General features: G+C 69.7%; 24 protein-coding genes. 14 read left to right on the top strand and 10 right to left on the bottom strand.

Annotation, left to right across the window (positions count from 1 at the left end):
• Positions 1 to 242 precede the first annotated feature (242 nt).
• From AB0I41_RS12775 to AB0I41_RS12765, 3 genes are all read left to right on the top strand, one after another.
• Complete coding sequence (locus AB0I41_RS12775; protein ID WP_357105734.1) at positions 243 to 989, top strand: hypothetical protein; 747 nt, start codon at positions 243 to 245, stop codon at positions 987 to 989.
• Positions 986 to 2,230, top strand: coding sequence for an FAD-binding protein (locus AB0I41_RS12770; protein WP_357105732.1), 1,245 nt, complete (start codon positions 986 to 988; stop codon positions 2,228 to 2,230). Before AB0I41_RS12775 ends, AB0I41_RS12770 begins: the two co-directional genes overlap by 4 nt.
• Positions 2,231 to 2,457: 227 nt before the next feature.
• Positions 2,458 to 3,336 carry an AraC family transcriptional regulator gene (locus AB0I41_RS12765; protein WP_357105730.1) on the top strand — a complete coding sequence of 293 codons (879 nt, stop codon included), beginning with the start codon at positions 2,458 to 2,460 and terminating at the stop codon, positions 3,334 to 3,336.
• Positions 3,337 to 3,401: 65 nt separating this feature from the next.
• Here AB0I41_RS12765 and AB0I41_RS12760 read toward each other — a convergent pair whose 3' ends face one another.
• On the bottom strand, positions 3,402 to 3,884 hold the full coding sequence (locus tag AB0I41_RS12760) for an anthrone oxygenase family protein (protein WP_357105727.1): 483 nt from the start codon (positions 3,882 to 3,884) through the stop codon (positions 3,402 to 3,404).
• Positions 3,881 to 4,267: a nuclear transport factor 2 family protein gene (locus tag AB0I41_RS12755; protein WP_357105725.1), complete on the bottom strand. Its 387-nt coding sequence runs from the start codon at positions 4,265 to 4,267 to the stop codon at positions 3,881 to 3,883. Before AB0I41_RS12755 ends, AB0I41_RS12760 begins: the two co-directional genes overlap by 4 nt.
• Positions 4,268 to 4,331: 64 nt before the next feature.
• Between AB0I41_RS12755 and AB0I41_RS12750 the strand changes: the two genes are divergently transcribed.
• Complete coding sequence (locus AB0I41_RS12750) at positions 4,332 to 4,928, top strand: TetR family transcriptional regulator (RefSeq protein WP_357105722.1); 597 nt, start codon at positions 4,332 to 4,334, stop codon at positions 4,926 to 4,928.
• Positions 4,929 to 4,943: 15 nt separating this feature from the next.
• Here AB0I41_RS12750 and AB0I41_RS12745 read toward each other — a convergent pair whose 3' ends face one another.
• Both AB0I41_RS12745 and AB0I41_RS12740 read right to left on the bottom strand, forming a co-directional pair.
• On the bottom strand, positions 4,944 to 6,086 hold the full coding sequence (locus tag AB0I41_RS12745; protein WP_357105719.1) for a site-2 protease family protein: 1,143 nt from the start codon (positions 6,084 to 6,086) through the stop codon (positions 4,944 to 4,946).
• Between the two features lie 451 nt (positions 6,087 to 6,537).
• Positions 6,538 to 8,325, bottom strand: coding sequence for an endonuclease/exonuclease/phosphatase family protein (locus AB0I41_RS12740; protein ID WP_357105716.1), 1,788 nt, complete (start codon positions 8,323 to 8,325; stop codon positions 6,538 to 6,540).
• Positions 8,326 to 8,584: 259 nt separating this feature from the next.
• Here AB0I41_RS12740 and AB0I41_RS12735 point away from each other — a divergent pair, with 259 nt between their 5' ends.
• Both AB0I41_RS12735 and AB0I41_RS12730 read left to right on the top strand, forming a co-directional pair.
• Complete coding sequence (locus AB0I41_RS12735; protein WP_357105714.1) at positions 8,585 to 10,000, top strand: hypothetical protein; 1,416 nt, start codon at positions 8,585 to 8,587, stop codon at positions 9,998 to 10,000.
• Positions 10,001 to 10,186: 186 nt separating this feature from the next.
• Positions 10,187 to 10,804 (top strand): DUF6082 family protein, encoded by a 618-nt coding sequence (locus AB0I41_RS12730; RefSeq protein ID WP_357105711.1) that lies wholly within the window; start codon positions 10,187 to 10,189, stop codon positions 10,802 to 10,804.
• 70 nt (positions 10,805 to 10,874) lie between these two features.
• On the opposite strand, the gene AB0I41_RS12725 is transcribed toward AB0I41_RS12730, so the two are convergent.
• Both AB0I41_RS12725 and AB0I41_RS12720 read right to left on the bottom strand, forming a co-directional pair.
• Positions 10,875 to 11,081 (bottom strand): DUF397 domain-containing protein, encoded by a 207-nt coding sequence (locus AB0I41_RS12725; RefSeq protein WP_357105708.1) that lies wholly within the window; start codon positions 11,079 to 11,081, stop codon positions 10,875 to 10,877.
• A 14-nt stretch (positions 11,082 to 11,095) separates the two neighbouring features.
• Positions 11,096 to 11,932 carry a helix-turn-helix transcriptional regulator gene (locus AB0I41_RS12720; RefSeq protein ID WP_357105705.1) on the bottom strand — a complete coding sequence of 279 codons (837 nt, stop codon included), beginning with the start codon at positions 11,930 to 11,932 and terminating at the stop codon, positions 11,096 to 11,098.
• Between the two features lie 276 nt (positions 11,933 to 12,208).
• Here AB0I41_RS12720 and AB0I41_RS12715 point away from each other — a divergent pair, with 276 nt between their 5' ends.
• The 3 genes from AB0I41_RS12715 to AB0I41_RS12705 all read left to right on the top strand — a co-directional run bounded on the left by AB0I41_RS12715 (position 12,209) and on the right by AB0I41_RS12705 (position 13,334).
• On the top strand, positions 12,209 to 12,523 hold the full coding sequence (locus AB0I41_RS12715) for a DivIVA domain-containing protein (protein WP_357105702.1): 315 nt from the start codon (positions 12,209 to 12,211) through the stop codon (positions 12,521 to 12,523).
• Positions 12,520 to 12,774: a hypothetical protein gene (locus AB0I41_RS12710; protein ID WP_357105700.1), complete on the top strand. Its 255-nt coding sequence runs from the start codon at positions 12,520 to 12,522 to the stop codon at positions 12,772 to 12,774. Before AB0I41_RS12715 ends, AB0I41_RS12710 begins: the two co-directional genes overlap by 4 nt.
• Positions 12,775 to 12,899: 125 nt before the next feature.
• The gene (locus AB0I41_RS12705) at positions 12,900 to 13,334 is read left to right on the top strand and encodes a hypothetical protein (RefSeq protein ID WP_357105697.1); all 435 of its coding nucleotides are present in this window, start codon (positions 12,900 to 12,902) and stop codon (positions 13,332 to 13,334) included.
• Positions 13,335 to 13,645: 311 nt separating this feature from the next.
• Here the strand turns inward: AB0I41_RS12705 and AB0I41_RS12700 are convergent, their stop codons facing one another.
• Entirely contained in the window at positions 13,646 to 13,963 is a 318-nt protein-coding gene (locus tag AB0I41_RS12700) for a hypothetical protein (protein ID WP_357105695.1), read from the bottom strand.
• On the opposite strand from AB0I41_RS12700, the gene AB0I41_RS12695 reads away from it, so the two are divergent.
• The 3 genes from AB0I41_RS12695 (at position 13,962) to AB0I41_RS12685 (ending at position 16,177) form a co-directional block, all read left to right on the top strand.
• Positions 13,962 to 14,285, top strand: coding sequence for a hypothetical protein (locus AB0I41_RS12695; protein WP_357105692.1), 324 nt, complete (start codon positions 13,962 to 13,964; stop codon positions 14,283 to 14,285). The two genes, AB0I41_RS12700 and AB0I41_RS12695, sit on opposite strands and share 2 nt — an antisense overlap.
• 306 nt (positions 14,286 to 14,591) lie before the next feature.
• On the top strand, positions 14,592 to 15,197 hold the full coding sequence (locus AB0I41_RS12690) for a hypothetical protein (RefSeq protein WP_357105689.1): 606 nt from the start codon (positions 14,592 to 14,594) through the stop codon (positions 15,195 to 15,197).
• 509 nt (positions 15,198 to 15,706) lie between these two features.
• Positions 15,707 to 16,177: a hypothetical protein gene (locus AB0I41_RS12685; RefSeq protein ID WP_357105688.1), complete on the top strand. Its 471-nt coding sequence runs from the start codon at positions 15,707 to 15,709 to the stop codon at positions 16,175 to 16,177.
• A 119-nt stretch (positions 16,178 to 16,296) separates the two neighbouring features.
• Here AB0I41_RS12685 and AB0I41_RS12680 read toward each other — a convergent pair whose 3' ends face one another.
• The gene (locus AB0I41_RS12680) at positions 16,297 to 16,752 is read right to left on the bottom strand and encodes a DUF4304 domain-containing protein (RefSeq protein ID WP_357105685.1); all 456 of its coding nucleotides are present in this window, start codon (positions 16,750 to 16,752) and stop codon (positions 16,297 to 16,299) included.
• 129 nt (positions 16,753 to 16,881) lie between these two features.
• Positions 16,882 to 17,487: a hypothetical protein gene (locus tag AB0I41_RS12675; protein WP_357105682.1), complete on the bottom strand. Its 606-nt coding sequence runs from the start codon at positions 17,485 to 17,487 to the stop codon at positions 16,882 to 16,884.
• A 206-nt stretch (positions 17,488 to 17,693) separates the two neighbouring features.
• On the opposite strand from AB0I41_RS12675, the gene AB0I41_RS12670 reads away from it, so the two are divergent.
• Positions 17,694 to 18,740: a transposase family protein gene (locus AB0I41_RS12670; RefSeq protein ID WP_357105940.1), complete on the top strand. Its 1,047-nt coding sequence runs from the start codon at positions 17,694 to 17,696 to the stop codon at positions 18,738 to 18,740.
• Between the two features lie 64 nt (positions 18,741 to 18,804).
• Here the strand turns inward: AB0I41_RS12670 and AB0I41_RS12665 are convergent, their stop codons facing one another.
• Positions 18,805 to 19,533 (bottom strand): sulfotransferase, encoded by a 729-nt coding sequence (locus AB0I41_RS12665; RefSeq protein ID WP_357105680.1) that lies wholly within the window; start codon positions 19,531 to 19,533, stop codon positions 18,805 to 18,807.
• A 584-nt stretch (positions 19,534 to 20,117) separates the two neighbouring features.
• Here AB0I41_RS12665 and AB0I41_RS12660 point away from each other — a divergent pair.
• Positions 20,118 to 21,170 (top strand): hypothetical protein, encoded by a 1,053-nt coding sequence (locus tag AB0I41_RS12660; protein ID WP_357105679.1) that lies wholly within the window; start codon positions 20,118 to 20,120, stop codon positions 21,168 to 21,170.
• Positions 21,171 to 21,470 lie beyond the last annotated feature (300 nt).

The raw sequence follows: 21,470 nt of genomic DNA, 5'->3' as shown, positions 1-21,470 counted from the left end.
TGGGTCGACCCGTCGAGGTGGTGGGTGACGATCGAGACCGCGCCCGGCCCGGCCGCGCGGCGCCGGACCGGGCCCCGGCGGCGGTGCGGGTTCCGGCTCGGGCGTGGGCGCCGGCACCGGCGCGGTCGGGTCGCCGTGCAGGGTGGGGTCGCGGTAGCTGCTCATGGAGCCCTGTTTCCCCGTGGACGGCGACGACAACCGTGCCGGATGATGCACACGGTGGTCACCGACGGGGGTATGACGTGGAACTGCACCGCAGGCCGGGCCGGCACCTGCTGCCGGCGATCTGCATTCTGGCCGGGATCGTCCTGTTGACGGTCGGTGACGGCGGTGGGTTGCTGCGGACCCTGGTGGCCCTCGGCGGGATCGCGCTCGGCGTGGTGGTGCTCGTCGGCGCGCTGCGGCCGTTCCGCTTCGTCGTCGACGCCGACGGCCTGACCGTCCGTCGTCCGGGCCTGCGCCGGGCGATCCGCTGGCCGGAGCTGGCCGCGGTGGTGCTCGACCAGCCGGCACCCCGCTCGGGCGTACCGGCCGCCCCGCGCCTGCTCGCCGTGCCGGCCACCGGCGCCGGCATCGGCCCGCTGGACGCCCGGCACCCGCTCGACGACCGGCCGGCCGTCGAGCTGCTCGACCTCGCCGGGATCCGGGAGTCGCCGGAGGAGATCGCGACGGCCCTGGCCCGGTACGCCGGCGACCGATTCCTCGACGCCCGCGCGCTGCGCCGGGGCGCGTTCCCCGACCCCGACCTCACCCTCGGCCTGCGCGGCTACCGGGTCGACGTGGTCGACGCGCTGATCCGGCGCGGGCAGGAGGCGCTCGCCTCGGGCGATCCGACGCGACGCCGAACGGCCGGGTCCGAGATCGCCCAGGCCCGGCAGGCCGGCCTGCCGGTCGACCTGCGCGGCTACGGCACCCTCGAGGTGGACCAGGCGCTGGACGCCCTCGCCGCGGCGCTGACCGACGAGGCCGCCGACCAGGACGCCTCGTGACCGACGTCCCCCGCCGCAACTGGGCCGGCAACGTCACGTACGCGGCCCGCCGCTTCCACCGGCCGGCCAGCGTGGACGAGCTGCGCCGGCTGGTGGCCGGCAGCGACCGGGTCCGGGCGGTCGGCACCGGCCACTCCTTCAACCGGCTCGGCGACACCGCCGGCGACCTGGTCTCGCTCACCGGGCTGCCGCGCACCGTCGAGGTCGACCGGGAGCGCGGCACGGTCACCGTCGCCGCCGCCCTGCGGTACGGGGACGTGGCGGCCCGCCTGCACGCCGAGGGGCTGGCCCTGGCCAACCTGGCCTCGCTGCCACACATCTCGGTGGCCGGGGCGGTGGCCACCGGCACCCACGGCTCCGGCGACGGCAACCGCAACCTGGCCGCCGCGGTGGCCGGCCTGGAACTGGTCACCGCCGACGGCGACCTGCTCACCGTGGGCCGGGCCGACGGCGACCGGTTCGCCGGCATGGTGGTGTCGCTCGGCGCGCTCGGCGTCGTCACCCGGGTCACCCTGGACGTGGTGCCGACCTTCGCGATCCGCCAGTACGTCCGCCGCGAGCTGCCCGCCGACCGGATCGAGGCGGCGTTCGCCTCGGCGTACAGCGTCAGCGGCTTCACCTCCTGGCGGTCGTCCCGGATCGACCAGGTCTGGCGCAAGCAGCTCGCCGACCAGCCGCCGCCCCCGGCGGACTGGCTGGGCACCGTCGCCGCCGACGCCCCGCTGCACCCGGTACCCGGCCTGGACCCGGTCACCTGCACCGCCCAGCTCGGCGAGCCCGGCCCGTGGCACGAGCGGCTGCCGCACTTCCGGCTCGGCTTCACCCCGAGCAGCGGCGACGAGCTCCAGTCCGAGTACCACCTGCCCCGCGCGGCAGCGGCCGGGGCGCTGGCCGCGCTGGACGGGATGCGGGACCGGATCGCCGCGGTGCTCCAGGTCGGTGAGCTGCGCACGGTTGCCGCCGACGACCTGTGGCTCAGCCCCCAGCAGGGGCGGGACAGCCTGGCCGTCCACTTCACCTGGGTCGACGACCCGGCGGCGGTGCTGCCGGTGGTCGCCGAGGTGGAGGACCGGCTGGCCCCCTTCGCGCCCCGACCGCACTGGGGCAAGGTGTTCACGCTGGACCCGGCGTCGGTGGCCGCCGCCTTCCCCCGGTACGCCGACTTCGCCGCCCTGCTGACCGAGCTGGACCCGACCGGCACGTTCCGCACCGACCTGCTCGACCGCTACTTCCCGCGCTGAGCCGGCGTACCCCCGGGGCGGGTCGGGCCGGGCGTTGACTCACAGGCATGACGGTCAGCAGTGTGTGGCGGTCGGGCACCACTCTCCGTAGCGCAACAACCGGGCGCGCGGCGTCCGCGCCGACGGACACCACTCTCCGCAGCCCCCGACCGAAGCGGGCACGAGGTGTCGGGTACGGGCGCGCCCGGCTGCCTAGCGTGGATCTCGGCAAACGGGAAGGAGACCAGGTGCTGGAGCGGCTGAACGAGGCCATGGCCCACGTCGAGCGTCACCTCGACCAGCGGATCGAGGTCGCCGACCTGGCGCGGATCGCCCTCACGTCGGAGTACCACCTCCGGCGGATGTTCTCCGCGCTGGCCGGCATGCCGCTGTCCGAGTACGTCCGCCGCCGGCGGCTCACCGTGGCCGCCGCCGAGGTGATGGCCGGCGAACGGACGTTGCTCGACATCGCGGTCCGCTACGGGTACGGCTCGACCGAGGCGTTCACCCGGGCGTTCCGCGCGCTGCACGGGGTCGGGCCCGGTGAGGCCCGGCGGACCGGCGCGGTGCTGCGCTCCCAGCAGCGGTTGTCCTTCCGCCTCGTCGTCGAAGGGAGTGGCAGCATGCGGTACCGCGTGGTGGAGAAGCCGGAGTTCCGGCTGGTGGGCCGGCGGGCCCGGGTGCCCCTGGTGCACCAGGGGATGAACCCGGCGATCGTGGAGTTCATCCGGAGCATCGACAAGCAGACGGTGGCCCGGATCGCGGCCCTGTCCGACCAGGAGCCGGCGGGGATCGTCAACGTCAGCGACAGGCTGGGCAGCGACCGGGCGGAGGGCACCGAGCTGGACTACTGGCACGGGGTGGTCACCGGGGCGGACGCGCCGGCCGACCTGGACCAGGTGACCGTGCCGGCCGGGACGTGGGCGGTCTTCGAGACCTCCGGCGAGTTCCCGGCCGCCGTGCAGGAGCTGTGGCGGGACGTCTTCACGCAGTGGTTCCCGTCCAACCCGTACCGGGGCCGGCCGGGACCGGAGATCTCCCGTAACCGGATCTCGGAGGACGGCGCGCACGTGGACACCGAGCTGTGGATCCCGGTGGAGCGGGCCGTCACGAACACCGTGCTGTAGCCGGGCGGGGCGGGCCGCACCTCACCGCGCCTGCTGGCGACGCCGGCAGGCGCGGTGGATGGTTCTCACCGCGCCTGCCGTACCAGCGGGGTGACCAGGGTGAGCAGCAGCAGGAACGCCACCAGGGCGGCGACGGTCCGCACGTCGTTGAACAGCTCCCAGCGGCGCAGGATCGCCGCGTGGTCGGGCGGGGCCGAGGTGACGGCCCACACCTTGATCTGGCTGTTGATCGGCACGTTTCCGAACCGGGTGACCAGGAATGAGGTCGCCACCAGTGCGGACGCGACGGCGGCCAGCCGTCGGGCGGCGCCGCGCAGCAGCACGGCCAGTGCCAGCGAGCTGAGCATCGCCAGGCCCATCGTGGTCTGCATGACCGGGCCGTTCATTTTCATCAGCGCCGTGTGGAAGGTGAGCCGGACGTCCAGCGGCACGGCCTTGAAGGTCTGCGCGACGTTGACCGCGCCGTAACCGAAGGCCCCGGCGAGCAGGCCGGTGAAGAGCAGCGCGAGCGCGCGTACGGCGGGGACCAGTCGTGGGTGCTCGGTCACGCCTTTTGCCTGACGGTGAGCGTCCGGGTGAGCGTGTCGACGCGGCGCAGCCGACCGTCGGGCGCGAGCTGGCCGAAGAGGTGGATGTCGCTCGCCACCGGGCGACCACGCGAGACGGCGTGCAGGGTGTAGCGGGCCGCGACCCGGTCACCGCAGGTCAGTGTGTCGTGGATGTCGAGCCGGCATTCGGTCGCGTTGCGGCGGGCCGGTCGGGCGTGGTCGATCAGCCGCTGCCGGTTGAGCGGGAGGCCGTCGTTGTGCCAGACGAGGTCCGGGGTGTGGTAACGGTCCAGGACGACGGCGGGCTCTTCCTCGCCGAAGGCCATCTCCTGTACGTAGGACCGTAGGTAGCCGGCGAGGTCGCTGCCGGGCAGTGCTGTCATGTCGCTTCCCCTTAGCCTTGACGATGCCGTAAAGGTTAAGGGTTTCCGTGTAGCGTTGACAAGCGTGTCAGAGGTGAATTCCGGAGAACGGCCGCGACGGATGCGTGCCGAGGGACGGCGCAGCGTGGTCGCCATCCTCGACGCGGCGATCCGGATCCTCGGCGAACGGCGGCCGCACGCCAGCATGGACGAGGTGGCGAGCATGGCCGGAGTCTCCCGGCAGACTGTCTACGCCCATTTCCCGTCCCGCGACGCGCTGCTCGGCGCCGTGGCGCGCCGGATCACCGCGCAGGTCGTGGCGGCGATGGACGCCGCCCACCTCGACCAGGGCCCGGCCGTCGAGGCGCTGCTGCGGCTGCTCGACGTCAACTGGCGGGCCTTCGAGCAGCTTCCGCTGCTGAGCACCATCCCCGAGACCGACGCTGTGGAGCTGCATGTGCCGGTGTTCGAGCGGCTGGAACGGCTGATCCGACGCGGGCAGCGCGCCGGCGAGTTCGACCCGGCCGTGACGCCGGCCTGGCTGATCGCCGCCACCGTCGCCCTCGGGCACGCCGCCGGAAACGAGGTCGCCGCCGGCCGGATGTCCGCCGCCGCCGCCGAGGCCGCGCTGCGTGTGAGCGTCCTGCGGGTGTACGGGGCCACCCCGTCCTCGCCCGCCTGACGGCGCCCGGGCGGCCTAGCGGCGGCTGCCGGCCATCTGGTCGCGCAGGCTGCCGCGCTGCACGGCGCGACTGATGTCGCTGGGCGAGATGATGCCGACCAGCCGCTGGTCGGTGACCACCAGCGCGCGGCCGTCCGCGCACTGGCTGAGCCGGGGGAGCAGGTCGTTGAGCTGCTCCTCCGGCCGGGCGAGTACCAGATCCTCGGCCCGGCAGGACACCTCGCCCAGGGTGGCGGTGCCCCGACGGTCGGCGGGGATGCCGCGGACCCGGTCGAGGGTGACCAGGCCGATCGGCCGGCCGTCCTCGGTCAGCGGCAGCGTCGAGTGCCGGTACGCGAAGAGGTAGTGGTCGATGAAGTCGGCCACCGTCATGTCCGCCGAGGCGGTCTGCGGCTGCGGGGTCATCACGTCGCCGACCCGCACCCCGTGCAGGGCGCTGCCCATCCGGGCCTGGCGCTCCTCCACGCCGGCCGCCCCGATCAGGAACCAGCCGATCAGCGCCAGCCAGAGCCCGCCGACCCCGAAGCCGGTCAGGAACTGCACGAGCCCGAGGCCGATCAGCAGCGCGCCGAGGACCCAGCCGGCCCGCGCGGCCACCACGGACGCCTTCGTCCGGTCGCCGGTGGCCTTCCACACCGCGGCGCGCAGCAGCCGGCCGCCGTCCAGCGGCGCCGCCGGCAGGACGTTGAAGATCGCCAGGAGGATGTTGATGCCGGCCAGCCAGGCCAGCGAGCCGAGCACCAGGCCGCGCTGCCCGGCCAGCGTGAGCACCACGGCGATGGCGCCGAAGAAGGCGCCGACCAGCAGGCTGACCAGCGGGCCGATCCCGGCGATGCGCAGCTCCGCGCCGGGATCACGCGCCTCTCCGCGCAGCTCGGAGACGCCCCCGAACAGCCACAGGGTGATCCCCTCGACCTGGAGGCCGTTGCGCTTGGCGATCACCGCGTGGGAGACCTCGTGGGCCAGCAGGCCGAGGAAGAAGACCACCGCGGCGACCAGCCCGGCGAGCACGTACTCCCAGGTGGGCCGGTGTGGGTAGGCCCTGGGGAACTGGTTGGCCGCCAGCGCCCAGGCGATCAACAGGAAGATGAACAGGACGCTCCAGTTGACTCCGACGGGTACGCCCGCGATCCGGCCAAGCCGGAAGGTCGCCCTCATGCCCCCGTCATACCCCCGGGAAGCCGTCTCATGCCAAGGCCGGCGTTACCGTCCGACCGGTTGGCCGTGCCGACCGAACATCCTTCCGAGTGGTGGCCGGCGGCCTTCCGCTGATCGGGCAGGCGAACGGTAGGGTGCGAGAGCTGAGCCGGAGCGGCACGCAAGCCGCTCAACACTCACGCCAGGACCTGGCTGGGCAATCCGGCGCTGGAGGCGGTGCGTAACGAGATCGTGGCGCTGCTGGATGCCCGCGGCGCGGTGATGTCCGCCGAGGAGCTGCGCCTGCGGCTTCGGCCACTAGTTCGACGGTGGTCCGGGACACGGCCGAAGTCTCCCACCTCGCACCCTGGGCGGCCTGAGTCGCCATGCCGACACGCGCGCGGACATGGATGCGTCGGCCAGTAGTCGTCGGCCGGGCCCCGCCCAGCGGCGGGACCCGGGCGCGGGCGGGTCAGACGCGCACGCGGACAACCTGCGGGTCATGGTCGCTGGCCCGATCGGCGAACTCAGCGTTGACGTGTAGGACGTCATAGTCGTAGGCGGTGAACGACGAGCTGATGCAGATGTGGTCGAGCACCTGCGAGTTGCCGTCGTAGACGTAGCTGTAGCGCTCGCCCGCCGGCAGGGTGGTGACCAGGTCGGTGAGGCTGGTGCCGCTCACCAGGTTGGCCATGGTGGTGGAGAACTCGAAGTCATTGATATCACCGAGAACCACCACGCGGGCGGTGGGCTGCACCGAGAGGATCTGCTTGACGAACGTGTTCACGATGCTCGCCTGCGCCTGCCGCTTCGTCTCCGAACTGCGGGTGGGCGGCTGGACCCGGGCGTACAGCGGCTGGTCGCCACCCTTGGAGCTGAAGTGGTTGGCGATCACGATGACCGTCTGGCCCTGGAAGGTGAACTCGCCGGCCAGCGGCTTCCGGGTGGCCGACCAGTTGCTGTCGGTCGGGCTGATCCGGCCGGGCGAGTACGACAGCTGGGCCTTCCCACCGTTGTTGACCACGGTCGTCGCGGCGGTGGCGGTGCCGCCGGGACGGTCGGTGAACGCCACCCGGGCAGGGTTGAACAGGAAGCCGACGCGGATGTTGCCACCGGGCTCGCCGCCGTCCTGGCCGTTCTGCGGGTTGATCTGGCGGTAGCCGTAGCTGGGACCACCAGCGGCGATAATGGCGTTGATCAGCTTGGTGAAGGTCCGATCGGCGGCGACGACTCCATCATCGGTCGGGCCGCTGTTGTCCTGCATCTCCTCAAGGGCGACGACGTCGGGGGAGCGCAGGTTCGCAACGATCCCGGCGGCGAGCCGGTCGAACTTCGACTGCGGGTCGGTCGGGTCGAGGTTTTCCACGTTGTAGGTGGCGATGGCGAGCTGATCAGCGGCCTGCGCCGCGGTCTGCTCGCCGGCCAGCCGGTTGTCCTGCAGAGTGCCGAGGCTGGTGGCGGCGATCAGGTATCCGCCGAACTGGTCGTAGTCCAGCGGGCCCGTGGTGGCGCCGGTGAGCACGTCACCGACGTCGGCCTGCGGGAACGTGCTGGCCAGCAGCGATTTCACCTTGACCCGGCCGGAGTTCTGCGACGAGTACGACCCGTAAACGGTGCCACCCCGCGGGGTCGAATTCTGGTTGGGCTTCGCGGTCACCCACAGCTCGTTGTACGGGGTGGTCGGGCCGACCACCCGGGCGTTGCCCACCTCGACCCGCATACCCTCGAGGGATGCGAACAAGTCCAGCGCGTACGCCGACGGGTTCAGCGTGAGCGATTCCAGGTTGCCGGTCGCGGTGTAGGCGTTCGGGATCAGCGCGTCGGTAAGCGCTACCGGCGCCGGCAGCGGGTTGCCCGTGGACACGGTGGACCACGACGCCGACGTGAGCTCCGTGATGGACTGGCCACCGGCCGACGAGCCGCCCGGGTAGAACTCCGACACCCGCCCGGTCACCGTGACCTTGTTACCGACGGCGGTCTTCGGCGTGGCACCGGTGTAGACGTACAGGCCCTCGCTGGTACGCGAGTCGCCGTCCGGGTTGGCGTCCTGGATCCAGAATCCGGCGCCGGAGCGGATCGCCGTCACGATTCCGGTCACGGTCACGGTCGTGTTGCTCAGGGGCGACTTGCGCGTGGTGCCCTGAACGGCGTGGATGGTCGTCGGGGCCGCAAGAGCCGGGGCCGGCGCAACCAGGATGGTCGCCGCGATCGCTGTCACAGCCAGGCTGGTCGTGGCCAGCCTGAGTCGTACCGTTCGCACGGGTGCTCCTTCTTCCGATGAAAGCCCGACCGCTGGGCCGGCCGGGCTGACATTGAAGGTATCTGATGTGTTGCCGGTGGCCGCGACATGACAGCAGATAGGACAGCACGTAGACATCCGGTCCAGGGCCGCCGAGTTCTTCGCCGACGACGGTGGTCCGGGACACGGCTGAAGTCTCCCGCGTCGCATCCCGGGATGCCTGAGTCGCCATCCTGACGCTGGACATGGATGCGGGTCAGTCGTCGGGGACAGTTGCGAAGTGGCCACGCTGATCGATGAGAACGACGACCCGTACCTCTGGCTGGAAGATCTTGATGGTGCGGACGCCGCCGGGTGGGTGCGGGACCGCAACGCGGAGGCCGTAACCGCGCTGGCCGGGAGCGAGCGGTTCGCCGCCCTGCGGACCGAGATCCGGCAGGTGCTCGACGCCGACGATCGCATTCCCTACCCCGGGTGGTGCGGCGACCACTTCTTCTACGCCTTCTGGCAGGACGCGACGAATCCGCGGGGGATCTGGCGGCGGACCACGCTCGACCAGTACCGCCGGTCCGAGCCGGACTGGGACGCGCTGCTCGACGTCGATGCGTTGGCCGCCGAGGAGGGTGAGAACTGGGTCTGGAGCGGAGTGACGGTCCTGCGTCCCGGCTACCAGCGCTGCCTGATCAGCCTGTCCCGGGGCGGTGCGGACGCGGTCGTGGTGCGGGAGTTCGACCTGGGCCGCCGTGCCTTCGTCGAGGACGGTTTCACGCTCCCGGAGGCCAAGTGCGATGTCTGCTGGATCGACGCGGACCACATCTACGTCGCCACCGATTTCGGGCCTGGGTCGCTAACCACTTCCGGGTACCCGCGCATCACCAAGCGGTGGCGGCGGGGCACGCCGTTGGCCGAGGCTGAGGTCGTCTACGAGGGCCGTGCCGATGACGTGGGCGTGGGCGCCTCGCACGACCCGACACCCGGGTTTGAGCGCGACTTTGTGGGCTGCAGCCTGGACTTCTACCGCAGCGAGAGTTATCTGCTGACGGAGGCGGGCGAGCGGCTCCGGATCGCGGTGCCGGAGGACGCCGAGTGGGACGTACACCGGGAGTGGCTGCTGATCCGGCTGCGCTCGCCGTGGGCGGTCGGCGGGGTGACCCATCCGGCGGGGGCGCTGCTGGCGACCCGGTTCGACGAATTCCTCGCTGGCGGGCGGGAGTTGGCGGTGTTGTTCCGGCCGGACGACCGCACGGCGCTGAGCTACCACGTCTGGACCCGGAACCACCTGATCCTGGCCACCCTCGTCGACGTGCAGAGCCGGCTGGAGGTGCTGACGCCCGGCGAGACGGGCTGGCGGCGGGAGCCGCTCGCCGGGTTGCCGGACGACGACCAGAGTTGGATCGTGGACACCGACCCGGACCACGGCGACGCCTACCTGCTCGCCTCGGCAGGGTTCCTCCAGTCTGCGACGCTGCGGCTCGGACAGGTCGGCGGCGCGGTCGAGGCACTGAAGCGGGAGCCGACGTTCTTTGACCCGGACGGCCTGGCGGTCCACCAGTTCTTCGCCACCTCCGCCGACGGCACACAGGTGCCGTACTTCGTGGTGGGGGATCCGCACTCGCCCGCCGGCCCGACGCTGCTCACCGGGTACGGCGGGTACGAGGACTGCCAGGTCCCGCACTACAGCGGCGTCACGCTCTGACTCGTTGGCGATCATCTGCCAGTACGTCGAACTCCAGCGAAACTATCTGGGCCGCCGAAGTCGTTCTTCACGCGTTGACCCGCGCCGGCTGAACCTGCCGGGTGTTCCGCGCGTGTGCCAGATCTGCCATAGCCCGGTATCAATCGGATCTTGATCCATCTAAATAAGTGAACTATTCTTGCGTGAATGATGGGTGGCAGGCGCAGAATAGCTATTGCGGTGATTGTGACTCTTCTGGGAGGATTCGGGATAGTTGTGTCGCCACCCTTGATAGGCTACATCTCTGGCTCGGAGACCGACTGGGTTCGCTTAGCGAATATCGGGCAGGCGTATGGTTCGGTCTCCGTTTTTGTTTCGGCGCTTGCCCTGGTCGGGGTGGTCGCCACATCCATGATTCAGAACAGGCAACTGCGAATCTCGTTGGAATACGCGCAGCGCGACCAGCATGCGATGTTGTTGAAGATGGCCATAGATGACCCCTCGTTGATGGAGTGCTGGGGGTCGCTGTCGTCAGGCGATTCTGACCCTGAGTCGCGGAGGAGTCGGGCGTACATCAACCTCATCCTGAACTACTGGGCCTCAACCTGGCAGCTCGGTGGAATCCCCGAGAGTCAGGTAAGGGGATTGCTGGCGGCTGACGTGTTCAGTACCGAGATCGGTTTGAAGTTCTGGGAACATGCTCGGCTGACGCGAGCTGTCGTGCACGCCGGTGCAAAGCCTGCAGCGTTCGACAAGATTGTGGAAGACGAGTATTTGCGCGCGCTGGCGAGGCTGAGAAGGCCTTCCGCGCCAGCGGCCGAGTAAACCGGCGCACCGATTGGTTCGGCCTGAGGGGGTGCTGCCCGACCGGACGGCACTCCCTCAGGGTTGAAACTCAGTTGGCGAACGTCCCGTGCTTGACGCCGGCGACGAAGTGCGACCATGCCGCCTGGCTGAACGCGAGGATCGGTCCGATCGGGTCCTTGCTATCCCGCAGTCCGATCTTGCCCGCCAGGTTGTCGGCGACCTCGACACAGTCGCCGGACCCGTTGCTGCGGGTACTCTTCCGCCAGGTCACGCGGGCCGTGTTGAGCTCTTCCACCGCGCGCCGTCCTCTCATAGCTCGTTGATCGCCCCCTGGATCAGGTCGCGCGACTTTCGAGCGCTCGCCGCCGTGGCGACCAGGTGCTCGAAGACGCGGCTGTACTCCCTGACCTGTTGGCCTTCGAGATAGAGGCTACCCGCGCGGGTTTCGATGTAGACAACCCCCGGGTCGGCAGGCTCCGGGAAGGCCAGCACGCTGAAGGCGCTGCCCATCGAACCGTACTCGCCGGCGGCAAAGGTAAGGATCTGGAGGGTGTTGCCGGGCTGCTCGGCCTCCTCGACCAGTCGGCGCAACTGGGCCTTGAACGCTTCCGCTCCGCCAACCGGCCGCCGCAGGGCCGCCTCGTCCAGCACCACCCAGAGATTCGGCGGGGTGTCGCTCGTCTGGCGGCGCATCCGCAGCTCGACTCGGCGCTCCACCTCCTCGGTGGGGGCGTCTGGGTGCTCGGCACGGATGACGGCGCGGGCGTAGTCGGCTGTTTGAAGCAGGCCGGGGATCAGTTGCGGCTGGAAGGCGCGGATCTCCGACGCCTCAGCCTCCAGTCCGACATAGACCTCGAACCATTCCGGCAGCACATCGTCGTACGCCTGCCACCAGCCGCGCTTGCGGGCGTCTCGCGCTACCTGGACCAGCGCGTCGATCTCCTCGCCCTCCACTCCGTACAGCTCAAGGAGACCGCGGGCGACCGGTGGCATCACGGAGACCTGGGCATTTTCGATCCGGCTCAGGGCGGACTTCGAGATGCCGATTTCCTTCGCGGCCTGGTCGGCGGTCATCCCGGTCTGCTCGCGGAGGCGACGCAGCGCTGCGGCCAGGCGTCGACGTCGGACAGTCGGACTTCCAGTCATGGTCGTCAGTGTTCCGGAAGAGGACCGACATCGCAACGACATTGTCCCTAATCGGGAGTTGCGCAAAGGGCGTGGCTCGCTGCACGATGAGTGAGGTCGCGGATCGGCTGAGTGACGAAAAATGCTCGCTTCCGGACTGTTCGACTGGCCCTGCTGTCGTGCTGCTGATCTTCAGGCTGCGGTGGCAGGTGCCGGGGTGGGTCCGCCGGTGCGCGGCGGGCCGGTGGGCCCACCCCATCCACAGGTCAAGCTCGACGGTGAGAGGCAGGTCCTGTCATGCGCGTCTTCTTCCGGCGTGTCCGGCGTCGCCAGCGGTCGGTCAGCGGGCCGACCTGCTACCGCTCGGCGGCTTACCATCCGCTGCGGCCGTGGCAGGTGCGCGAGCGGCGGTTCCGGCCGACCCCGCTGGGCCGGCGCGGGCTCGACCCGCAGGAGGTGCTTGAGTTCCTCGACCGGGTCGCCGGTGATTTGGCCGTCGTCTACGACGCGCTCGCGCAGAGCCGGCGGGAGACCGACCGGGTCAAGGACGCGCTGCGCCGCTGGCAGTCCGAGCAGGCCCGGGCCCGCAGCGAGCGCGGGTACGACCGGTGAGCGAGCGGTGGGTGATCCACCTGCCGGTGGTCGTCAGCGACCTGGTCTCCGCCCAGCGGCTCGCACGGGTGGTGGCGCACTGGACGCACATCCTGCCGCAAACCGACCCCGGCGGCACCACCGTCTCGCCCGAGGACAGCCAGAACGTACGCCACTGGGTCTTCTGCGACCGGCTCATGCCCGGCGGCCGGCGGTGCCTGCTCCGGCCCGACCACGACGGCGAGTGCTCCCGGCGGTTCCGGCCGCGGTGAGCATGGTCGGCCGCGGATCGCCGCACGCCCCGGCACGCGCCCATGCGCATTGTTCCTCCCACGAGGGACCGGGGCCGCTCTCCCGGGGGAGGCGCGGCCCCGGGCAGGAGGCGAAGGCTGGGGACATGACCAAGAAGCGATTGACGATCGGCGCCGGACGATCGATGGCGGCCATCGGCATCCTGCACACCGCAGTCTTCCTGCCCCACCCCTACTGGGGCGAGTGGCTCACCGGCGGGCTGCGCTCGGGCGAAGGCGGTGACGCGCCCCTGTCCATGTTCTGGGCGCTGCCCGGGGGCTTCGTCGTCCCCCTGGTCCTGTTCGGCCTCCTCGTGGCGCGGCTGGGGCAGCGCGGCGAACGCCCGCCCGCCTACGTCGGCTGGACACTGGGCGGCTGGGCGGCCGGGTGCGCGCTGCTCATCGGTCCCAGCGGCTTCCTGCTGGGCTTCATCCCGGCCGGGCTGCTCATCGCCGAAGACCTGCTGGCCCGCAGGGGCGCCGGGCGGGGCGTAACGGGGCCGGTGGCCGGGCGGAAGGAAGACGCCCGGGCGCAGCGCTGATCGCCGCGAGTGCTCCCGGCGGTTGCGGCTGTGGTGAGCGTGGGACTACCCGCCCGGCAGGCCGGCCCGGTCGAAACGGTCCATCGCCGCGCTGCACGACGGCGGCGGCGCCCCCGCGGCCGGCGGTGGTGGGCTCGCCGCCCTGGTCACCCGGGCCGCCGGCTGGACCCCGCAGAGCTACGCCGCCGCCGCGGCGGCGCCGCCCGGCACCGCCGAGCGGGACCGGCTGGTCAGCGCGCTGACCAGCACGTTCTTCACCGGCGCGGTCCGCAGCGGCGAGTACCTCGACCTGGACACCGGCCTTGCGATGATCACCCGGCACGCCAAGGGCCCTCGGGTACGACGCGCTGGTGCTCTTCCTCGACGAGCTGATCCTCTGGCTCTCCACCAAGATCAGCGACCACACCTTCGTCAACACCGAGGGCGCCAAGCTCAACAAGCTCGTCGAGTCGGCCGACGCCACCCGGCCGCTGCCGCTGATTTCGTTCGTCGCCCAGCAGCGCAACCTGGAGGACTTCCTCGGCCCCCAGGTCGGCGGCACCGAGCGTGAAGCCCTGGCGCACGTCATGCGCAGCGTCCAGGGCCGGTTCGGCGAGATCGCCCTCGCTGCCCGACCGGCCCAAACTCATGCAGCTCTTCCAGTCCGCCCGCACCCTCTACACCCAGAAGCTGCGCCCGATCCTGTTCAACCCCAACGGCATCGGCGAGGAGCAGGCCGCCGGGCACCAGCAGTTCCAGCTCGACAAGCTGATCAAGACGGTGCTGCTCTGCGCGCTGGTGCCCGAGGTGCCGGCCCTGCACAACCTCACCGCCGCCAAGCTGCACGCGCTGAACTTCGGCTCGATCACCTCGCCGATCCCCGGGCCGCACAGCGCCTGCCACAAAGGGAAAGGCACTCATCTCGGCACGACCGCGCGCCCAGCGTTGGTGCGTCTCTGTCACGTACCGTGACGCCCGGTCAGCGGCATAAGAGGATGTCTGCGTCGATCAGTAGAGCCACGTCGATCCCCTCCCCATGATCCACGAACAAGATAGCGACGCACTGTTCTCGGTATGCGAGCGTGTCCGTCAGGGGGTGGTCACCTGCCTCTATAGGTACTTTCATCGAACTCGTTGTAGGGCCACCCCCGGTGGTGCCACTTCAAGCCGTCCTTGGTGGGCCGGCGGCGGTGCCGTCATGACCACCGGAGGGCGCTCAGGGTCCTTTGACTAAGGGGGTTGGTGGCGGTGGGGTGGTGGAGGTCTCCGTGGTCGCCGGTGGCTGCAGTGGTGGCGCCGGCGGTGCTGCTGCTCTGGGGCGTCAGCGTGCCCGGTGGCTACTTCGATGTCCTGGTGGCGGCACTGGTGGCCTGGTCACTGGTCGGCATGGCGTGGCTGGTGGTGGGTGTGTCGAACGTCGTGGCGCTACCTCGGCCTCGTCGTCGCCGTCTGGGGCGGTTGTGGCCCCTGCTCCTGGTGCCGACCGTATTCGCGGCGAGCTGGACGGCGGCGTCGGGTGACCTGGTTGGGCGCGCGACGTTCTCGGTGCACCGGTCGGAGTTGGAGCGAGTGGCCGTGGAGGAGGCGGCTACCCCCTCGTTAGGCCATGGAGACGTGGGGCTCTACTCGTTCGAGTCCATCAGCCGAGCACAAGGCTGCGTGTTGTTCGGGGTGCGTGACCCCGGCATGGCGCGGGGCGCTGGGTTCGCTTGGTGCCCAGGGCGTGTTCCGATGAACGACGACGCCGAGGGCTTTGTCTTCGAGCCGTTCGACGGTGACTGGTACGTGTTCCTCGTCCGGCACGGGCTGTGGAAGAACAGATTCCAGGGCGCTCGGCCTTGGGGCCTGCAGATCACCGAGCTGAACACCCGCACGCCGACGTGACCAGACGCCCACCTGCCAACTTCCACTCACGAACGCCCTCACCTCGGCGTGAGCCGGCGACAGCAGGGCATCCTTGCGGACGGTGACGGAGGGCCGTCTGCCCGGTGCGCTCCGCCCGGCGGCAGATCCGGATGCCCGAGGCGCTGTGAAGCCGTCTTTCCGGGATGATCCAGAGGGATGCCGAATCGACGAGTCACCGCGCCCGGCGGTTTTGTGCAGCACAATGTCGAGCAAGCATCAAAATGATCAAAAGGGAGATGTGCGGCCGAGCCAACCCCGACCTACTCCGCCGCTTGGTCCTCCTCGCCGACCGGCATCAACAAACGCCGATCACCAGGTTCGCGCCAGAGCCTGAGACTCCCATCTCACCAAGCGTGCGACGAGTTCTGGCATGGGACACGCCGGGCGCGCACGCGACCGGAGCGGCGGCATGGCCGCTTCGGTGACCGGGCGAGGCCTCCGAGTAGACGGGGTAGACGCGGCTGAGCACGCTTCTTACGATCATGTCGGTGAACACGGAACCTATCAGCATCGACGGCGTAGCCGGCCCGATTGTCGTTACTACCAACGCCTTCTGGGGCCGCACTGCCGTCACCGTCGGCGGAGTGCCGGCCCCCAGGACGGGCAAGCGCCAGTACGCGTTGTCGGCAGTGGCCGGTGGTGCGGTCGAAGCCACTGTACGCAGCGCGTTCGCTGACCCCTACCCGACGGTGGAGGTCAACGGCGTCCAGCATCGGACCGGGCCCTCGGTACCGGTCGTCCTGCGAGTCTTGGCCCCGCTGCCGATCCTGCTGGTCGCTGTCGGTGGGGCCCTTGGTGGACTGATCGGAGCGCTGGGCTTCGTGGCGAACTTGGCCGACGCCCGCACCCGGACCCCATCCGTCGTCAAGGCGCTGATCATGGTTGGCGTCAGCGTCGTCGCGTACGTCGTCTGGCTCGCCATCGCGGTCGCGGTGCGTGGAGCGGTCAGCCCGAGTTAGAGATGCTGCCCCCGGCCAGGGCACCTGCCGTGGATCGCGCGGCTCGCCAGACCACGCTGCGTGACGCGCGGTCTGCGGCATGACCGGACGTTGGAGCGCCTGCTAGAAGAGCCAGATTTCTACGCCGAGGTGCGGGCATCCAGTTGCTCACGCCAGAAGGGTTCCGCCTGCTCGTCGATGAGTTGGATGAGGTGTGTCGCGATGGCGTCATACCGCTCACGGGGATGGACGACTGCCGCGCCGGGTTCGTAGTTTCGAGGCCCGAAGATGAACCAATGGTCACCGTCGGGGAAGTTCGGACTGCCGAGGCGAAGTCGCGGATCGGGTATGTCTTGTGCAGTCACCTTCTGGGGAGTCTTTCGCTCTCCCCAGCTGGTCTCGTAACCGTCAGGTCCGCACTCGGCAACCTCGGCAACGAAACTGCCACCCGAGGAGTAGAACTGGATGCTCAGCAGGCAAGTTTGTTGCGACGAGCGGCGGCGGAAGTGCGGCATTGCACCGGTGAACCCTCGCGGTCGCAGGTGTTCGCGGACTGCACCCTTCAGTGCCTGGTTCATCGCGTCGCGAGGAGTCATGTCGACCGTTCCGCCCCGGGGGCTTAGGCAGGGTTACGACGGGCTTTCGTGCCGCGGGTAACGCTACAAGGGACACTTCCGCTCATCGGCATGAGCGCGCGCAGTGCGGCAGGAGCGGATGCCGTCCGATCACCACGCCGAGGCTGCCGCAGCCGCCGTTGCCGCAGCCGTTTCAGCGTCTTGAACGGGGCCAGTGGGACCGCCGTATACGAGTACCGTGAACCTGGCCTCATCGACCGGCAGGAACGCCAAGCCGCGGCGCGTCGAACCGGCAGGATCTCCGGGATGGAGCAGGTGCAGGGTGGCGTGGCTTATCCACGGTCTCTGGGCGCGCAGCACCGGATGGGCCGCCCCCGCAGTGACGATCGCGCTCACGTGCGGATCGCTGTTGCCAGAGAGCAGGCCCCACAGGATGTCGACAGCGGTCTGCTGATCGACGGTCGTCAGGTATGGCGACGCTTCGGTCAGGGCTTGCACCGCGTGGCCGGCTTGCCAGCTGCGCATGGTGGTGACGATGTCGTCCAACCTCGGCGTGATCCCCCAGGCCTCGAGCTCGTCACCAGCCCAGATAGGCACCGTGTAACCATCGTGATCCCGCTGGCGGACACTGACGTATCCGCCCGAGCCGGACAGGATCGCAGCGACAGGACCGAAGCGGTCACCGCCTGCGTCGAGCCTGGCGAGCGGACCTCCCGACGCATCGGCGCAACGCCGCAGATCGTCAACGAGGGTCACCGGGTCACGGTACCGACGTGCCGCCAGCTCCAGCGGCGGCTTCCCGGCAGGTCCGATGACCGTGCGTCCGCTCCAATCAATGGTCATCACGGTGCGTAGCGAGCGCTCTGCGGCAGAAGCGTGCACCCGCCCATAACGACCTGGTGCGCGATAGATGGCGGAACCTGCTTTGATCATGAAGGTGGCCGCGCGGGACGATCTTGATTGTGACGTCAGGATGGGCCCGCGCGGCCTTGTCTCATCGTATCTTCACCGGCATCGACCGTCGTCGGCTGGGCAAGCTCATCATCGAGCTGGCCGACCCGTGGGCCGCCCAGCAGGAGTCCAGGCTGCGCCAACGCCGCGGAGGCGACCGGTTGCGTGAGGCCGGAGCCGGGCCAGGGCGCGAGCTGGCATTCACCGACCGGGTCATCGCCACCCTGACCTGTCTGCGTCTGCAACTGCCACATGCCGCGGTCGCCCTCCTGTACAAGGTGGACCGGTCCACCATCACCCGCGCGGTGGGTGAGATCCGGCCGCTGCTGGCAGCCCGGGGCTTCGCCGTACCCGGCAAGCCCGGCCTACGGCTCAAGACCCTCGCAGACGTGTTCGCCTACGCCGCCGCCCACGATGTCGAGCTACGCATCGACGGCACCGAGGTCCAGGTCAGACGACCCAAGGCCAACCGCCCTGGACGGCGGGCGTTCGTGTCGGGCAAGAAGAAACAGAACACCATCAAACCCACCGTGATCAGCGACGAACGAGGGCGGCTGCTGTGGTGCGGGGCCACCCGGCCAGGGCGGATGCACGACGCCACCGCGCTACGCACCGAGGGCATCGAAGACCTGCTACGGCAGTACCCGACAGTCCGGGCCAGGGTCGACTCCGGCTACCAAGGCCTGGCCCGCGACTTCAGCGACCAGATCAGCGCCCCGCCGAAGAAACCACCGGCGGACGCCACCAACGCCCAGCGGGCCGAATACACCTTGCGCGTAAATCCCAGTCCTCACAACGGATCTGTGTGGAACACGCCATCGCTGAACCCAAGGCGTGGCGGCCTCTGCAGCGCTACATCGGACGCCGTGAACACTTCAACGACACCATGCTTGCCATCGCCAGCCTGGTCTCCGACCGCAGCGCCGAACGGTAGCCCACCAACAACCAAACCCGACAGACAGCATCACCGGGTCCTAATCGTGCACAACCTCGTAAGCGCGGGCTCAAGAGACGGCCGGAAAGTTAGGAACGAGTGGTCTGCGATGCGGTTCGGCTGAAGCAGCGTTTACCGGGCGTTCGAGGGGCGCGACGCGGCGCCGTCAAGGTGGAGAGCCAGAGCCGTCACTCATATCCCATGGCCGGGATGACCTTGCCGAGTGCTTCTTCGATGAACTCGCGGGTTTCGTCGTCGAATTGGTCGTTGCGGTTCGTCAGCTTGTGCGACTGGAACGTTGAAGGGGTGGCGAAGTCGTCGACGTCGAGCCGTTCGAACAAGGCGCGGCGCTGCCCGGGCCAGTCGGCTGCGAGATCTTCTGCTTTCACCTCGACGTATCGCCTGCCCGTCAGGTCGACCGTGTTCTTCCAGGTGAGCCATCGGTGGTAGACCGGCTTGAGGTAGGCGAGCGCGCCGTCGACGGTGGGCGGCGCCCATGGCTGGGCCAGGTGGGATGCGAGCACTGAGACCGGATGACGCTTGATGTGCACGATGGTCGCTTCGGGGACCAGTTCCCAGAGGAACTCCATGCACAGCAGGTTGAACGGTGTCTTCTCGCACCAGGTCGGCTTGCCCGCGTCGGCGGCTGCTCCGCCGAACATGGTGTCGATCAGGCCCCGCAAGATTCCGAGCAGTTCGCCCCGGTCGCTGAAATACCTGGGAAGTACCCGCCGGCGGCTCAGCGGCCCGAACGGCCCGGCAGGCCGGTCGGCGTTCCCGAAGCCTTCCGCGAGCGCAGGTTCGTCGTATGTGTACGCGATCAACTGCGGCCAGAGCTGTTGCACCGCGTCCCGGTAGCGCCGCTCGCCGACCAGCTCGGGAACGGTTTTGCCGCGATCGTCGCGCCGGCCGGGCACTCGTACGGTGAGGAAGTCGCTCCGCCGGCGCAGGGCGTCCTCACCGACGGTGGGGTCGTATCGATCGGTGAGCGCGTCGGCCAGGTCCCGCAGGCCACCCGGGTCGATGAGAAACCGGGTCTCCATGGGAATCCGATGGATCAGCGGATGTTCGCCGATGATGTCGGCGACCCGTGACGTTCCCGAACGACCCGTACCCGCAACGAAGATCGGTGAGGGGGAAGGCATGGCGAGCAGTCAAGCGCTCAGCCCGGCGCCTGTGCAAGCCATTTATCCCTTTCACCCGCTGCTACGGTCCGGACCCGCACCCGCCGCACCGAGTGCGTGCCGGACGGCCGGCTCCAACAAGCGAGCAACGAATTATCGAACCTTCCCAACGCGCCGCATCCCTCACACAGCGACGCGCTGATCTCGACATGTCCGGAAGCCGTCCAACTCGGCGGCCAGCTACCGAGCGTGGTGGCCTCGGCCGGTCAGCATGCGCGGACGGCGGCAGCAGCGTGCACGTGGCCTTTCCGGTAAACCGCGGTGAACACGTGGGCTGCGCTGCAAGATAGTTTGGGCGTGAGCACTCGGGGGGTTGCATGACGGTGTTCGCGTGCGGGGGTTGCGGTGCCACGCTCACGGTGCCGGTATCGCGGGTGGCGCTTCCTATCCACGCCGGCCAGCAGTACGGCCACGGGTTGCTCGGTGTACTGATGGAGCCCCGGACGTACGCAGTGCATCCCGATCCTTTCGGACCGCCGTGGCGGCCCTGGGCCGAGGTCGGTACGGCTGAGGCGGAAGCCCGTGGTGTGTACGCGCCGGTGTACGCGCTGTCGTGGGGGCCTCGAGGAGCTGTCGTGGTCGCGCCGGGCGACGTCCGCGGGACCGTCTTCATGCCGGAGCGGTCCGGTGGCCACTGCTGCGGCTTGGACGGCCGAGACGGCCTCAATCTGGCGTGTGCACGATGCGGACGGCCGGTGGCGACCCGCATCGACGACTGCGGGTTCTGGCAGGCGGTGTGGCTGGACCCAGAGGCGGTCCACCCTGTCACCGGCGACGCCTCCCCCCATCGGACGGCCGGCTGGGAGGCACTGCGAGAGCAACGGCCAGGAATACCGCCGGTCGAGCCGCCTGGGCAGTGGAACCCGCTGTGGGCGGCCGCCGTCGCGGCAGCGCTGGCCCGCCTGCTGGCCGTGTCGGCCGGCACCCGGGTAACTGTCCCTGACGGCCTTGTCGCCGACACTTTCCGCCGAGTGCTCGACGCTTTGCTCCCGCCGGGACCGCCGACCAAGACCCTAACCCTGGCTGGACCCGGCCTGCCTGCCATCACCGCTGACCTCGCCCTCGTCCCGCAACACCCGCAGACCGGCGAGCACTGGGCGCCGTCCCAGACAGCAGACATGGTGCCGCTCTCCTGGGACGTCTGGGCGTATCTGGCCTTCCATCACGACCGCAGGCCCGTACCGGGAGCCGGCACGATCCCCGACGACGCCCGTCGCGACGACCCTCCGCCGCTGATGCCATTCGGGCCGTTCCGACCCGACCGGGACGTGTTCCTCTCCACGTTGGCCCGGCTGCCCGAGGTCCGCCAGCCCTGGCTGCGCGAGATCTACGACCGCAGGAAAGGCCCTCGGTACGCTCATCCGTTCTAATGCCGCGAACGGAGGTCGTCGAGCACCTCGGAGCACACCAGGTCGCCCACAGTTCTTGAGAGGACCGGAGACCGAGCCCACGACACCAGCCGACAGACGGCGTACTCAATTCGGCATGTGCGTGCACGGCGATCGAGCCGATGCCTGCGCCAGACCTCGTCGGAGGATGACGTCGTTCCTGCCTTCCGGCGCGCCCGCTCGGCGGCAGATCCGTGCACGTGATCATGGGTAGGCTCAGGACCGGACAGACGTCAGCTGCGGACCAGCCGTCGAGGCTGCCGCCGACCGAACCCTGGCCGA

This window comes from Micromonospora sp. NPDC050200, assembly GCF_040656135.1.
GTDB lineage: Bacteria > Actinomycetota > Actinomycetes > Mycobacteriales > Micromonosporaceae > Micromonospora.
This window is presented reverse-complemented; position numbering and strand designations above follow the sequence as displayed.